This is a genomic window from Methylocystis sp. sgz306128 (genome assembly GCF_056032725.1).
The window spans coordinates 64820-78032 of sequence record NZ_JBVYWO010000003.1 but is presented as its reverse complement, the minus strand read 5'-3'; the positions used below and the strand labels follow the sequence as shown (position 1 = coordinate 78032).

General features: G+C 57.0%; 14 protein-coding genes. 13 read left to right on the top strand and 1 reads right to left on the bottom strand.

From position 1 onward, the window contains the following. The first annotated feature begins 108 nt into the window (after window positions 1-108). The 3 genes from AC0N03_RS06395 (at window position 109) to dnaE (ending at window position 5824) form a co-directional block, all read left to right on the top strand. Window positions 109-777 (top strand): tetratricopeptide repeat protein, encoded by a 669-nt coding sequence (locus tag AC0N03_RS06395; protein WP_474287783.1) that lies wholly within the window; start codon window positions 109-111, stop codon window positions 775-777. A gap of 17 nt (window positions 778-794) precedes the next feature. Next, the gene (gene der, locus AC0N03_RS06390; protein WP_474287782.1) at window positions 795-2195 is read left to right on the top strand and encodes a ribosome biogenesis GTPase Der; all 1401 of its coding nucleotides are present in this window, start codon (window positions 795-797) and stop codon (window positions 2193-2195) included. A 137-nt stretch (window positions 2196-2332) separates the two neighbouring features. Continuing rightward, entirely contained in the window at window positions 2333-5824 is a 3492-nt protein-coding gene (dnaE, locus tag AC0N03_RS06385) for a DNA polymerase III subunit alpha (protein WP_474287781.1), read from the top strand. Window positions 5825-6069: 245 nt separating this feature from the next. Here the strand turns inward: dnaE and AC0N03_RS06380 are convergent, their stop codons facing one another. Continuing rightward, window positions 6070-6549 (bottom strand): Lrp/AsnC family transcriptional regulator, encoded by a 480-nt coding sequence (locus AC0N03_RS06380; RefSeq protein WP_474287780.1) that lies wholly within the window; start codon window positions 6547-6549, stop codon window positions 6070-6072. A 128-nt stretch (window positions 6550-6677) separates the two neighbouring features. Between AC0N03_RS06380 and AC0N03_RS06375 the strand changes: the two genes are divergently transcribed. The 10 genes from AC0N03_RS06375 (at window position 6678) to AC0N03_RS06330 (ending at window position 13210) form a co-directional block, all read left to right on the top strand. Then, window positions 6678-7085 carry a YqcI/YcgG family protein gene (locus AC0N03_RS06375; RefSeq protein WP_474287779.1) on the top strand — a complete coding sequence of 136 codons (408 nt, stop codon included), beginning with the start codon at window positions 6678-6680 and terminating at the stop codon, window positions 7083-7085. Continuing rightward, window positions 6967-7431 carry a YqcI/YcgG family protein gene (locus AC0N03_RS06370; protein WP_474287778.1) on the top strand — a complete coding sequence of 155 codons (465 nt, stop codon included), beginning with the start codon at window positions 6967-6969 and terminating at the stop codon, window positions 7429-7431. The genes AC0N03_RS06375 and AC0N03_RS06370 overlap by 119 nt, the downstream gene beginning before the upstream one ends. Before the next feature lie 5 nt (window positions 7432-7436). After that, window positions 7437-7763 carry a cupin domain-containing protein gene (locus AC0N03_RS06365; RefSeq protein WP_474287777.1) on the top strand — a complete coding sequence of 109 codons (327 nt, stop codon included), beginning with the start codon at window positions 7437-7439 and terminating at the stop codon, window positions 7761-7763. A 16-nt stretch (window positions 7764-7779) separates the two neighbouring features. After that, complete coding sequence (locus tag AC0N03_RS06360) at window positions 7780-9033, top strand: APC family permease (protein ID WP_474287776.1); 1254 nt, start codon at window positions 7780-7782, stop codon at window positions 9031-9033. A 375-nt stretch (window positions 9034-9408) separates the two neighbouring features. Continuing rightward, the gene (locus AC0N03_RS06355) at window positions 9409-10071 is read left to right on the top strand and encodes a DUF502 domain-containing protein (RefSeq protein WP_474287775.1); all 663 of its coding nucleotides are present in this window, start codon (window positions 9409-9411) and stop codon (window positions 10069-10071) included. Between the two features lie 128 nt (window positions 10072-10199). Beyond that, a complete protein-coding gene (locus AC0N03_RS06350) occupies window positions 10200-10565 on the top strand; it encodes an NADH-quinone oxidoreductase subunit A (protein ID WP_474287774.1) in 366 nt (121 codons plus the stop codon). Beyond that, complete coding sequence (locus AC0N03_RS06345; RefSeq protein ID WP_474287773.1) at window positions 10556-11137, top strand: NuoB/complex I 20 kDa subunit family protein; 582 nt, start codon at window positions 10556-10558, stop codon at window positions 11135-11137. Before AC0N03_RS06350 ends, AC0N03_RS06345 begins: the two co-directional genes overlap by 10 nt. An 11-nt stretch (window positions 11138-11148) precedes the next feature. Then, window positions 11149-11745: an NADH-quinone oxidoreductase subunit C gene (locus tag AC0N03_RS06340; protein ID WP_474287772.1), complete on the top strand. Its 597-nt coding sequence runs from the start codon at window positions 11149-11151 to the stop codon at window positions 11743-11745. An 11-nt stretch (window positions 11746-11756) separates the two neighbouring features. Continuing rightward, window positions 11757-12947 (top strand): NADH-quinone oxidoreductase subunit D, encoded by a 1191-nt coding sequence (locus tag AC0N03_RS06335; protein ID WP_474287771.1) that lies wholly within the window; start codon window positions 11757-11759, stop codon window positions 12945-12947. Further along, window positions 12944-13210, top strand: a complete 267-nt coding sequence (locus AC0N03_RS06330; RefSeq protein WP_474287770.1) for a hypothetical protein — start codon at window positions 12944-12946, stop codon at window positions 13208-13210. The genes AC0N03_RS06335 and AC0N03_RS06330 overlap by 4 nt, the downstream gene beginning before the upstream one ends. Window positions 13211-13213 lie beyond the last annotated feature (3 nt).

Here is a 13213-nt window from a genome sequence, read left to right as displayed (position 1 = left end):
TTCGGCTTGCCTTTTGTGCCGGGTGTGGTCTATGTCCTTATAAACTCATGCAGAGATGGCGCGCGCGGCGCAGTCGTCCCTGCGTCATGACCAGCAGTTGGAAGGCCCATGTCCGATATTTTTCGTGAAGTCGATGAAGACGTCCGCCGCGAGAACGCCGCGCGCCTCTGGAGCAAGTACAGCATATTTGTCTATGGGCTGGCGGTTCTGATCGTGCTGGGGACCGCTGCGTTCCGCGGCTATGAATATTGGCAGACCAAGCAGGCGGAAGCCGCAGGGGCGCAATATGAGGCCGCCATGACCCTGATCAGGGACGGCAAGGTGGAGGACGGGCAGACGGCTCTGGGCAAATTGCAGGCGAGCGGCCCGGCAGGTTATGCGCTGCTGGCGCGGTTCCAGCTTGCCGCCAGCATGGGCGCGAAGGATGCGGCTGCAGGAGCCAAGGCTTATGAGGCGCTGGCCGCCGATGCCGGTATAGACCCCGCCTTTCGCGATGTTGCTTTGCTGCAATCGGTTTATCTGTCCGTCGATACGCTGAGCGCTGCCGATGTGCAGAAGAAATTGGCCCCGTTGGCCGAGGGCACCAGCCCGTTTCGTAATTCTGCACGCGAGCTTCTTGGCTTAAGTGCACTGAAAGCCAAGGATTATGTTAATGCTGGTCGTTGGTTCGATACGATCGTGACAGACCCGGAAGCCCCGCAGAGCCTTCGCGCGCGTGCAGATGCGTTTCTTGCATTGGTGCAATCGGAACGTCCCGCCGCGGCGGCAGGCAAATAAAAGTCAGGTATTGAATTATGTCTTTCACTCTCGCCATCATTGGCCGGCCCAATGTTGGCAAATCCACCTTGTTCAACCGGCTTATCGGCAAAAAGCTTGCGCTGGTCGACGATCAGCCCGGCGTGACGCGTGACCGGCGCGAGGGCGATGCCAAGCTCGGCGACCTGCGCTTCAAGGTGATCGATACTGCGGGATTGGAAGAAGGCGGGCAGGAAAGCCTGTCGGGGCGCATGCGCGCCCAGACCGAGGCGGCCATTGTCGATGCCGACGCCATTTTGTTTGTGATTGACGCACGGGTGGGACTGACGCCGTCGGATCAATATTTTGCCAGTCTGGTGCGCCGTGCCGACAAGCCGGTCATTCTGATCGCGAACAAGGCGGAAGGGCGCGAGGGCAGCAACGGCGTGATGGAGGCCTATGGCCTTGGTCTTGGCGATCCTGTGCCGCTGTCGGCCGAGCATGGCGACGGCTTCTCCGATCTTTACACCGTGCTGCTGGAGCGCCTGCCTGAAGAGACCGCCGAGCCTGAATCTGAAGAGGGCGATGTAGCGCCGGTGCTTGAATTCGGCGAGGATGAGGACGGCACGGAACTCGACATCACCAAGCCGCTGCGCATCGCCGTGCTGGGGCGGCCCAATGCGGGCAAATCGACGCTGCTCAACGCGATTCTTGGTGAGGATCGTCTTCTCACGGGGCCGGAACCGGGGATCACGCGCGATTCCATCGGCATTGATCATGTCTGGCGTGACCGGAAGCTCAAGGTCTTTGACACGGCTGGCGTGCGTCGCCGGGGCCGGGTGGAAGAAAAGCTGGAAAAGCTGGCTGTGGCCGATACGATCCGCGCTGTAAAATTCGCAGAAGTGGTCATCGTGCTGCTCGATGCGACCATTCCCTTCGAGAAGCAGGACCTCTCGCTCGTCGATCTGGCCGCACGCGAGGGCAGGGCGATTGTCATCGGCCTGAACAAGTGGGATCTGATCGAGGCCAAGGGCTCGACGCTGTCCAAGCTCAAAGAAGACGCCGACCGTCTGCTGCCGCAGATCCGCGGCGTCTCCGTGGTGCCGACATCGGGCCTCACCGGCGCGGGACTCGATAAATTGCTCGAAGCGGTGATCAAGGTGCACGAGACCTGGAACCGCCGCATCTCAACCGGAAAACTGAACCGCTGGCTGGGACTGACGATCGACCAGACACCGCCGCCCGCTATTTCGGGACGGCGCATCAAAATCCGCTATATGACGCAGCCCAAGGCGCGCCCGCCCTATTTTGTCGTGTTCGGCAATCAGCTCGAAGGGCTGCCTGAATCCTATAAGCGATTTTTGATCAATGGCTTGCGTGATACATTTAACCTTTACGGCGTGCCGATCCGCATCACCTTGCGCCAGAATGCCAACCCCTATGACAAGCAGAAGCGCTAGAAGATTTGCTGTATATTGACGGGCAGGCGCAGTTTGCCTTTTCCCTGTCTTTAGACGTCATTTCTTGCTGTGCGTAGCCCGGTGATTTGTGTTGGTTTTGGGAGAGCGCCAGCCTATTTTGACGGCTGGAGGCGATCATGAGTCGAGATAACGCGCGCAAGGATGTCGGGTTTGTGCATCTGCATGTGCACAGTGCCTATTCCCTGCGGGAAGGCGCGCTGACCATTGAAAAACTGTCGAAATTGGCGCAGGGCGACGAGCAGCCGGCGCTGGCCATAACCGATACGAACAACCTGTTCGGCGCGCTGGAATTTTCCGAGAAGATGACCAAGATCGGCATTCAGCCGATCATCGGCGTGCAACTGATGGTGGATTTTGGCGATGCCGAAGTTTTTGGCCGTCGCTTCGACCGCGATCATGTCGGACGCGGCAGCATTGTTTTGCTGGCTGCACGGGAAGAGGGCTACAATAACCTGATGAAGCTTGGCTCCGCCGCCTTTCTCGACCCGGTGGCAGGAGATCAGCCGCATGTGCCGTTTGACATGCTGGCGCGTCATGCAGATGGTTTGATTGCCTTAACCGGCGGGCCTTCCGGCCCTGTTGACCGCGCCATCACTCTGGAGCGTCGGGATGTTGCCGAACGGCGGCTGAATGAGCTTCATTCTGCTTTTGGCGACCGGCTCTATGTAGAACTGCAGCGCCACAATCTTGAGAGCGAGCAGCGCGTCGAGCCGGATCTGATTGATCTCGCCTATGCGCATGGACTGCCGCTGGTGGCGACGAACGAGGCATATTTTGGCGCTGTCTCAGACTATGAAGCCCATGATGCCTTGCTCTGTATTGCGGAAGGCACATTCGTTTCAGTGACGGAACGGCGCCAGCTCTCGCCGCAGCATCGATTCAAGACCCGCGCGGAAATGCTTGCTTTATTTGCGGATCTGCCGGAAGCGACCGCCAATACGGTTGAGATCGCAAAGCGGTGCTCGATGCGCCCGACCACCCGCAAGCCCATTCTGCCGCGCTTCACCAACGAGGACGGCACGCCGCTCGATGAAGTGGCGGCGCTTACCGCGCAGGCCGAGGCCGGACTGGAGCAGCGCCTGCGGCTCTATGGCATGGCCGAAGGTGCGAGCGCCGAGGACTATCGCCAGCGGCTTGCCTTCGAGCTTTCCGTTATCGTCCGGATGCAGTTTCCGGGCTATTTTCTGATCGTGGCGGATTTCATCAAATGGGCCAAGGCTCATGGCATACCGGTGGGGCCGGGGCGCGGTTCAGGCGCGGGGTCGCTGGTTGCCTATGCGCTCACCATTACCGACCTTGATCCGCTGCGGTTTGCGCTGCTGTTCGAGCGCTTCCTGAATCCGGAACGCGTGTCCATGCCGGACTTCGACATCGACTTTTGTCAGAACCGGCGCGACGAGGTTATTTCCTACGTGCGCCGCCGCTATGGCGCGGATCGCGTGGCGCAGATCATCACATTCGGTTCGTTTCTGGCGCGCGGCGTGATGCGCAATGTCGGGCGTGTGCTGGAAATGCCGCTCGGACAGGTGGACAAGCTCGCCAAACTGGTGCCGCAGAACCCGGCGGCGCCGGTCAGTCTGGCGCAGGCCATTGCCTCCGAGCCAAAGCTGCGCGAGGCGGCGGACACGGACCCCAAGGTTGAGCAGATGCTCAAAATAGCCGCGACCCTGGAAGGGCTTTATTCCAACGCGTCCACCCATGCGGCCGGCATCGTCATCGGCGACAGGCCCCTCAATGAACTTGTGCCGCTGTATCAGGATCCGAAATCCGACATGCCGGCCACTCAGTTCAACATGAAATGGGTGGAGCCTGCCGGACTCGTCAAATTCGACTTTCTTGGCCTGAAAACACTGACCGTGCTTTCCACCGCCGAAAACCTCATCCGCGCGCGGGGGATAGACATCGACCTGTCCGCCATAGCGATCAATGACAAAAAAACCTTCGAGATGCTTGGGCGCGGCGAGACGGTGGGCGTGTTCCAGCTGGAAAGTGCGGGCATGCGCAAGGCGCTTATTGAAATGCGCGCCGACCGGTTTGAGGATCTCATCGCGCTGGTGGCGCTCTATCGCCCCGGCCCGATGGCGAATATTCCGACCTATTGCGCCCGCAAACTCGGCGAGGAAGAGCCGGATTATCCGCATCCGCTGATGGTGGCCGGCCTCAAGGAGACCTTTGGCGTCATCATTTATCAGGAACAGGTGATGCAGGTCGCGCGAGACCTCTCCGGCTATTCGCTCGGCGAAGCCGACATGCTGCGCCGCGCCATGGGCAAGAAGATCAAATCCGAAATGGACGCCCAGCGCGACCGCTTTGTGCGCGGATGTCTGGAGAAGGACATTTCGGAGACCAAGGCCAATGAAATTTTCGATCTTCTGGCGAAATTTGCCGATTACGGCTTCAACAAGAGCCATGCCGCGGCCTATGCGCTCATCGCCTATCAGACAGCTTATCTGAAAGCCAATTTTCCGGTCGAATTCCTCGCGGCGTCCATGACGCTGGATAAATCCAACACCGACAAGCTGGCCGAATTCCGCAACGAGGCGCGGCGGCTTGGCATCAGGGTCGAGCCGCCTTCGATCAATCATTCCGGCGTGGATTTCGACGTGCATCCGCGCGGCGAGGAACTGGTGATCCGCTATGCTCTTTCGGCGATAAAGGGGGCCGGGGAAGCGCAGGTGGCGCATATCGTGGCGGCGCGCGGCGAGCGACCCTTCAGGGATTTCGGCGATTTCGCGCGGCGAATCAATCCGCGCGAGGTCAACAAGAAAGTGCTGGAAAGTCTGGCCGCGGCCGGCGCTTTCGATGAACTCGAGGCCGACCGCGCCAGAGCGCATGCCGCGATAGAGCCGGTGCTCGCGCTGGCCAACCGTTCCGAGGCTGAGCGTCTTGCAGGACAGAGCGGGCTCTTTGGCATGGTGGAGGACCACGCGCCGCTTCCCATCCCGAAAGTGGCAGGCTGGGAGCCGATCGAGCGTCTGCGCAAGGAATTCGAGGCTGTGGGTTTCTTCCTGTCGGGTCATCCGCTGGACGATTACGCAGCCGTGGTCAAGCGGTTCAAGCTTGGCAACTGGGCCGAATTTGTGCGGGCCGTGCGGGGCGGGGCCTCTGCAGCGCGTGTGGCCGCAACGGTGCTTGACCGTCAGGAGCGGCGCACCAAATCCGGCAACAAGATGGGTATTGTCACCTTATCCGATCCGTCGGGACAATATGAGGCCATCCTGTTTCAGGAGGGACTCAACATCTACCGCGACATGCTGGAAAAGGGTGCAGTTCTGCTGCTCAACCTGCATGGCTCGCTGGATGGCGATGAGGTCCGGGCGCGCATCATTGAGGCCGAACCGCTCGATCAGGCGGCCAAGCGGGTGCAGATGGGGCTGCGCATTTTCGTGCGCGACGCGCAAATATTCCCGCAGCTTGCCGAACGTCTGGCCCGCCAGCGGCAGGAAGCGCGCGACATGCGGGGCGGCGGCGATATCTCGCTGATCCTGATGCTAGAACAAAACCGCTCCGAGGTTGAATTGCGGCTGCCGCATAAAATTCCCGTGACGCCGCAACTGGCCGGCGCCCTGAAAAGCCTGCCCGGCGTGGTGCATGTGGAGCAGGTATAGCGGTGAGCGTTTAAAGGGTTATTTCTCCGTTGGTTTGCAGGATGTCAGGGTGGAGAATTTTGAACCTTTCGGGAAAAGCCGGATAAAAGTTCGTGTCAATCAGAGCATCAGGTCGCGTAGTTGCGCTGCATGGGCTTGAGAACAGTATTGCGCCCGTGATGACGATATTGTGTTCTTTCGGCGGGCGCTCCGAGCGTCTCTGCTGATTGACAGGCTGATCCAATTTCATGAGCTCCCGAGGTTGCTCAGCAGGACAATTTGCTGAACCATTGGCGCAAAACTGACATTGTCTGCAAGTTTGCGCATTCAGGATGGCGCGCAAGAATTTCACGCAACCGATCAATTTCGGTATTGGAAATTGAGCTCACCGCAATAATCATGTCGAGATCGCCTGCTATGGACCAGCAGCCGATTAATTCCGGCCATCCCCGGATGGATCGATATACCAGTTGGCAGGCTGGCCGTTTCAGTCGCAGCAAGAAGAAAGCCGCAGCGCTTTCGGATGTTTGCGCGCCGGAAGCTCCGAGTTTAATCGTGAAGCTTTCGATGATGCCACGTTCCCGCATCTCGTGAATGCGCGCCCTGACGCTGGCGCGTGCCAATCCCGTTATAGCCGCCAACTCTGAAATCGAGCGTCTTCCGTTCTGCTGAAGGAGCGCAATAATTTTCTGATCGGACTGTGTGAGGCGACGCGCATCCGTCTGTCCTGTTGTTGCTTTCGGCATATATTTTTCAGTCTCTGCTGCGGTAGCAACTGCCAGTTTGGCAGATTGATGCCAATTTATAGAGTAGAAATTGCCAGAAATGCATGAATTATTACGCAGCTGTAATGAATAAACAGCGGAGATAGTAAATGCTCGCGGGCAATATTGAATGTGAAACTGATAAATTATCACATTACGATAAATATCAGGTCGTAAGTGAATTTGGCGTTGATAGCTGGCAGAGAGTTTTGTTTGGAGAATTTGTTGGAGTAATGCTGAACGAATTGCGTCCGTTTCCATGTGTATTTGGAATTGTTGGCTTAAAACCAAATCATCTTAGATTTTCTTTTCTTGAGCAGCTTAATGCGGGTAACTTGGCTGAACCGCTAAGGCAATATGTCTCAAGCGCTAGAAATTACGGTAAAAATACTTCGTTGGTTGTGTTTTCCAGGCCAGAACCGGTGTGCTCAATCAGTAATTACAATAATCGATTTTTGGTCACTTCTGAGGGATCTGCACAAACTGGACAAGGTCGCTTGGCCGTCAGATATACCTGAGGCGCTGGATAACTATATATGGGAATTTTCATTTGCTGGAGAGCCCCTTTTTGTTGTGTGCAATACGCCAGCTCATGTACTTCGCCAAAGCCGCCGCTCGACGTCCTTTATGATAACGTTTCAGCCCCGGTGGGTTTTCGACAACATAATAGAAAATGATCACGTGTCGAAACGGATGCTCGTTAATGTTCGGGAGCGGCTGGCATCTTTCGATTTTATTTCTGCTTCGCCCAATCTGGGCCGGTATGGCGATCCAGATAATCGGGAATTTTCACAATATTTTCTTGACGATAATAATGAACGGCCCGTCTGTCCGTTCCGAATGCTGCAACAGGAGAGGGTTTAAAGCTGATGATCGAAATTCAAGCCGGAAGAGTAAATCCTGAGAAGCTGCCAGAGCTCGTGGCGGCAAGCCTCCCCAGGCAGGGTTGCATTGAATTGCAGCGCGACGAGCCGGGCAAGGAGCATGCGTGGCACAGTCATCCGAATGATGAGACACTCATAATATTGAGCGGATCGCTGCGCTTCTACTGGGAGCAGGGAGAACGGATTTGCAGACCCGGCGATGTCATCTTGCTGCCGTCAGGGACTCTGCATGGCTCTGAGGCGCTCGATGAGGGTACGACATACCTGATCGCCTTCCAGCGTGTCGATTTTGAACCCAGATCTCATTGTTGATCGCTGGAGTGTCACCATGCCTGAAATTCTGAATCGTACGCTTGGCGTCGGCCGCGGGACGGCGCTTTTGTTGAATATTGTCATCGGCGCCGGTTTGCTTACGCTGCCTGGCTTGGCCGTGAAGGCCTCGGGATCAGCTGCTTTTGTTGCCTGGCTGATATGTGCGCTGACCGCGTTTCCCTTGCTGTGCGTATTCATTTTGCTGGGTCGCCGATACCCAGAAGCTGGCGGAATAGCCGCCTATGCCGAGCGAGCATTTGGCAGGCTTGGTAGCCGCGTATCGTCCTTTTTGTTCCTTGGCGCGGTCACTTTCGGCTTGCCGGCTATTGCCTTGACCGGCGGTCATTATCTCTCCAGTCAGTTTGGCGGTTCTCCGCACGTTTATGCGGCGCTACTGCTCGTGCTTTCACTTGTTCCTCACGTTCTGCCCGGTGAAGGCGCGGCAAAGATCATGACTTTTGTTGCCTCCCTTGTACTTATTGTCGTCATTATTTTTCTGGCGATCGGATTGACCGGGATGTTTGGCTCTTCCAAGCTGAAATCGCCATGGCCCGAATATGGAGATTGGGCCCGCGTACTTTCGCCCTTCATGATGCTGTTCTTCGCATTCACGGGCTGGGAAGTAGGTGCCGGGATTGCCGAAGAGTACAAGAATCCCCAGCGCGATTATCCGCTGGCCATGATTGCGTCGTTCGGTTTGGCTACGGCGCTATACGTCGCCATCGCATATGTTTGCCAGTCGGCGGATATCGCAGGCGTTTATGAGGCACCGTTCGTTGCGATTGTTCGTCCGGTTTTGGGGAAGAGCGGAGAGCTTGCTGTGGCCTTGACAGCGGCTCTGATCGTCTTCGCCAATCTGTCTGGTGCCGTATGGGGCGTCTCACGTATGATCTTCGGTCTTGCGCGCGACGCAAAACTTCCGCGCTTTTTGTCGATGACATGGAGTGGCCGACCGGTTTCTGCGGTGTTGGCGACCATCGTCGCGCTTCTGCTTGTGTTAGGTGCGGACGCGCTTGGCTGGGTCGGGATTGAAAACATGTTGCGACTTGCAGGACAGAATTTTCTGACACTTTACGGAATCTCCGCAGCTGCTCTTTTTGTGCTCGCTAAAAGTACATCCGAGAAGATGATCGGATCTTTTGTAATTTTGCTGGTTGCCGTGTTCATAATTCTACAGGGCCTGCTGCTCGCCTATCCGGTGGCGCTCGCCTTGGTGGCACTGCTCGTGGAGGCTATATTTCCAAAGCTTCTGCCAAGCCCCAATCCCTGACCACCCATTAGCGTGCCCCGCATATCGGCAGATTCGGGCGTTGCAGATGTGCGCACTGCTGCCACGCAATGATGAGCTTCGAATCCAGCCGTAACAAATTGGTGGACTATGTAATGCAGGTTCGATGTGAAGATAGGTGAACAGCGTTCCCTCGCACGGAACGGTCCTTTCGGGAATTCAATCGCTGATCAGTGGATTGGCCTGTCACGGGTCTGCAAGATGGAACTGGTACATTGCTGTATGGAGAAATCTGCTTGTCGCTAAATCGGCTTGCCGAGCGCGTGTGCGCATTCTATTGAGAGGGCTGGATCAATTCAGGGCAATCAAATGACGGAAGAGCCGGAACACCCGCACCATAAAGGCCCAGGGTCGCGGTTGAGCAATTATTTCCTTACCGGCGTGGTGCTGGTGGGGCCTTTGGCCGTCACGCTTTATATCACCTGGTGGTTTATCGATACGGTTGATCACTGGGTGCGCCCGCTGGTGCCCGCCAGCCTGTGGCCGGACACCTATCTGCCAATCCATGTGCCGGGCCTCGGCGTCATCATCGCCGCCGTTGCACTGACGCTGCTCGGGTTTCTCACGGCCAATCTCGTGGGAATCACGCTGGTCAATCTCAGCGAGCAAATTCTCGACGGCATGCCGGTCGTGCGCGGCATTTACAAAAGCATGAAGCAGATTTTCGAGACTTTGTTCTCGAAAAACGGCACCTCGTTTCGCCGCGTCTGCCTTATTGAATATCCCGGGCGCGGCATGTGGTCGCTGGCCTTCATCTCCTCGGCGCCTGAAGGTTCGGTGAAACAGCACCTGCCGCAGGGCGAGGATTATATTTCGGTGTTTTTGCCCTGTACCCCCAATCCCACGACGGGATTTTATATATTTTTGCCGGTAAAGGACGTGGTTGAGATATCCATGACGCCGGATGATGCCTTTAAGCTGATCATGTCGGCAGGGCTTATCCAACCGGAAGCACAGGCGGCCCTGGGCACTCTGGCTCACGCTGCGCAACGTTCGAAAGGGGCTTCTGCCCAAGGGTAAAGCAAAAGTACAGGGCAAAAAACTCGCCAATCAGTTGTGCTGCGGCGGGATTTCGGCTTGCCTCAAGGTGTGCGCTGCGATAATCGTCTGTCGCAAATGGTGGTGTGAACCAGAATGGAAAAAGACACATGCCAAACCTGATATCGGATTATCTGCCGCTGGTGATTTTCATGGCGCTGTCGCTTGTGATCGGCGGGGCCCTGCTGCTGGTGCCTTTCGTGGTCGCCTATAAGGCGCCCGATGCAGAAAAGCTCTCGGCTTATGAATGCGGATTCAAGGCCTTCGATGATGCGCGCATGAAGTTCGACATCAGATTTTATCTGGTTTCGCTGCTGTTCATCATTTTCGATCTGGAAGTTGCTTTTCTTTTTCCCTGGGCTATCTCCTTCAGGCATGTGGGAGCGCTGGGATTCTGGTCCATGATCGGCTTTCTGGCCGTTCTGACCATCGGTTTCATTTATGAATGGAAGAAGGGTGCCCTCGAATGGGATTAGTCCTTGATTCGACCAATGCTGCGGTCGCCGCGGCGCCGAAGGGTCTTGTGGATGCCGCCGGCAGGCCGGTTGGCGCCAATGACCCGTTTTTTGGGCAGATCAACGATCAGCTTGCCGACAAGGGTTTTCTTGTCACGTCGACCGATGATCTCATCCAGTGGGCGCGCACCGGTTCGCTGATGTGGATGACCTTCGGTCTGGCTTGCTGTGCCGTGGAAATGATGCAGCTTTCCATGCCGCGTTACGACGTCGAGCGTTTTGGCTTCGCGCCGCGCGCCTCGCCGCGCCAGTCGGACGTGATGATCGTCGCAGGCACGCTGACGAACAAGATGGCGCCGGCGCTGCGCAAGGTCTATGACCAGATGCCGGAGCCGCGCTACGTTATTTCCATGGGCTCCTGCGCCAATGGCGGCGGTTATTATCACTATTCCTATTCGGTGGTGCGCGGCTGCGACCGAATTGTTCCGGTCGATATTTATGTGCCGGGCTGTCCGCCGACGGCAGAAGCTCTGTTGTATGGCGTATTGATGCTGCAAAAGAAGATCCGCCGTACCGGAACGATTGAACGTTAAAGAAGGCCGATATGTTGCAAGAGCTTGGGGATAAGATCGCCGCTGCGCTGAATGGCGCGGTTACCGGCGTCAAGGTGGCCTTCGGCGAATTGACGCTGGAGGCCGACGGCAGCCGGATCGTCGAGGTGCTGACCTATCTGCGCGACGCACCCGACTGTCTGTTTGTCAATTTCACCGATCTTGCCGGCGCGGATTACCCGGACCGCGAAAAGCGCTTTGACGTGGTTTATCATCTGCTGTCGCCGCGTCACAACATGCGCATCCGGGTCAAGGTTCAGGCGGACGACGTGTCGCCCGTGCCGTCCGTGATCAATGTTTTTCCCGCCGCCAATTGGTTTGAGCGCGAAGCTTTCGACTTTTACGGCATTCTCTTTTCCGGTCACCCTGATCTGCGCCGCATTCTCACCGATTACGGCTTTGATGGGCACCCGCTGCGCAAGGATTTTCCGACAACCGGTTATGTCGAGGTGCGCTATGACGATGCCGAGAAGCGCGTTGTCTATGAGCCGGTGAAGCTGACGCAGGAATTCAGAAATTTTGACTTTTTGTCGCCGTGGGAGGGCAGGCCCGATTATGTTCTGCCGGGCGATGAAAAGGCCAAGGCTTGAGGGGCGAGTTGATGGGCGAGCATAATATTCGCAATTTTTCGATCAATTTCGGCCCGCAGCATCCGGCGGCGCATGGCGTTCTGCGTCTGGTGCTGGAGCTTGACGGCGAGGTTGTCGAGCGCGTCGATCCGCATATCGGGCTGCTGCATCGCGGCACCGAGAAGCTGATCGAAGCCAAGACTTATCTGCAGGCGGTACCCTATTTCGACCGGCTCGATTATGTCGCGCCGATGAATCAGGAACATGCCTATGCGCTGGCGGTGGAAAAGCTGCTGGGCATTACGGTGCCCAAGCGTGGACAGCTCATCCGGGTGCTTTATTCGGAAATCGGACGGCTCTTGTCGCATATTCTCAACGTGACGACGCAGGCCATGGACGTTGGTGCGCTGACGCCGCCGCTCTGGGGCTTTGAAGAGCGCGAAAAGCTGATGATCTTCTACGAGCGTGCCTCTGGCGCGCGCATGCATTCGGCCTATGTCCGTCCGGGCGGCATCCATCAGGATATTTCGGCGCAACTCGTCGATGACATTTATGCGTTCTGTGATCCGTTTCTGAAAGTCTGCGACGATCTTGAAGGGTTGCTTACCGAAAACCGCATCTTCAAACAACGCAACGTCGATATCGGCGTTGTCAGTCTCGAAGAATGCTGGAAATGGGGTTTCTCCGGCGTGATGGTGCGTGGTTCGGGCGCGGCCTGGGATCTGCGCAAGGCGCAGCCTTATGAATGTTATGAGGAACTGGATTTCGACATTCCTGTCGGCAGAAACGGCGATTGTTATGACCGTTATTGCATCCGCATGGAAGAAATGCGCCAGTCCATCCGAATTATGAAGCAATGTTGCGAGCGTCTGCGCAGCACCGAGGCCACGGGGCCGGTTTCTTCGGTCGAAGGCAAGGTGGTGCCGCCCAAGCGCGGTGAGATGAAGCGCTCGATGGAAGCGCTGATCCATCACTTCAAGCTGTATACCGAAGGCTACAAGGTGCCGGAAGGCGAGGTCTACGCCGCCGTCGAAGCACCGAAGGGTGAGTTTGGCGTCTATCTGGTTTCGGATGGCACCAACAAGCCCTATCGCTGCAAGATCCGCGCGCCGGGCTTTGCCCATCTTCAGGCCATGGATTTCATGTGCCGCAAGCATATGCTGGCGGACGTGTCAGCCATTCTCGGCTCTCTCGACATCGTGTTCGGCGAGGTCGACAGATGATATTGCGCACGGGCATCGCCCTTGCGGGGCTTGGGTTTGCGGCGGGCGCTCCGGCGTTCGCGGCCGATTCCGGTTCCGCCGGCAATGCCCAGCTGAACATGAAATCGTCGGTTCCGCCCGTGGCGCAATTGCTCCAGCAGGGTTTTGAAGTAAAAACCGGATTTGTGGATGCTCTGGGCGTTGCGTATCTGGTGATGCAGAAGGGCGCTTCTGCTTATATCTGCCACGCCGGGGCATTTCCCGCCTGTGACAAGTTGAATTAAAGG

What these genes read in the sequence shown, in the direction of transcription:
- AC0N03_RS06375 (WP_474287779.1), top strand. Translation starts at nt 6,678, where the DNA reads ATGCTCGCGGGCAATATTGAATGTGAAACTGATAAATTATCACATTAC.
- dnaE (WP_474287781.1), top strand. Translation starts at nt 2,333, where the DNA reads ATGAGTCGAGATAACGCGCGCAAGGATGTCGGGTTTGTGCATCTGCAT.
- AC0N03_RS06360 (WP_474287776.1), top strand. Translation starts at nt 7,780, where the DNA reads ATGCCTGAAATTCTGAATCGTACGCTTGGCGTCGGCCGCGGGACGGCG.
- AC0N03_RS06395 (WP_474287783.1), top strand. Translation starts at nt 109, where the DNA reads ATGTCCGATATTTTTCGTGAAGTCGATGAAGACGTCCGCCGCGAGAAC.
- AC0N03_RS06335 (WP_474287771.1), top strand. Translation starts at nt 11,757, where the DNA reads ATGGGCGAGCATAATATTCGCAATTTTTCGATCAATTTCGGCCCGCAG.
- AC0N03_RS06330 (WP_474287770.1), top strand. Translation starts at nt 12,944, where the DNA reads ATGATATTGCGCACGGGCATCGCCCTTGCGGGGCTTGGGTTTGCGGCG.
- AC0N03_RS06365 (WP_474287777.1), top strand. Translation starts at nt 7,437, where the DNA reads ATGATCGAAATTCAAGCCGGAAGAGTAAATCCTGAGAAGCTGCCAGAG.
- AC0N03_RS06380 (WP_474287780.1), bottom strand. Translation starts at nt 6,549, where the DNA reads ATGCCGAAAGCAACAACAGGACAGACGGATGCGCGTCGCCTCACACAG.
- AC0N03_RS06350 (WP_474287774.1), top strand. Translation starts at nt 10,200, where the DNA reads ATGCCAAACCTGATATCGGATTATCTGCCGCTGGTGATTTTCATGGCG.
- der (WP_474287782.1), top strand. Translation starts at nt 795, where the DNA reads ATGTCTTTCACTCTCGCCATCATTGGCCGGCCCAATGTTGGCAAATCC.
- AC0N03_RS06340 (WP_474287772.1), top strand. Translation starts at nt 11,149, where the DNA reads ATGTTGCAAGAGCTTGGGGATAAGATCGCCGCTGCGCTGAATGGCGCG.
- AC0N03_RS06345 (WP_474287773.1), top strand. Translation starts at nt 10,556, where the DNA reads ATGGGATTAGTCCTTGATTCGACCAATGCTGCGGTCGCCGCGGCGCCG.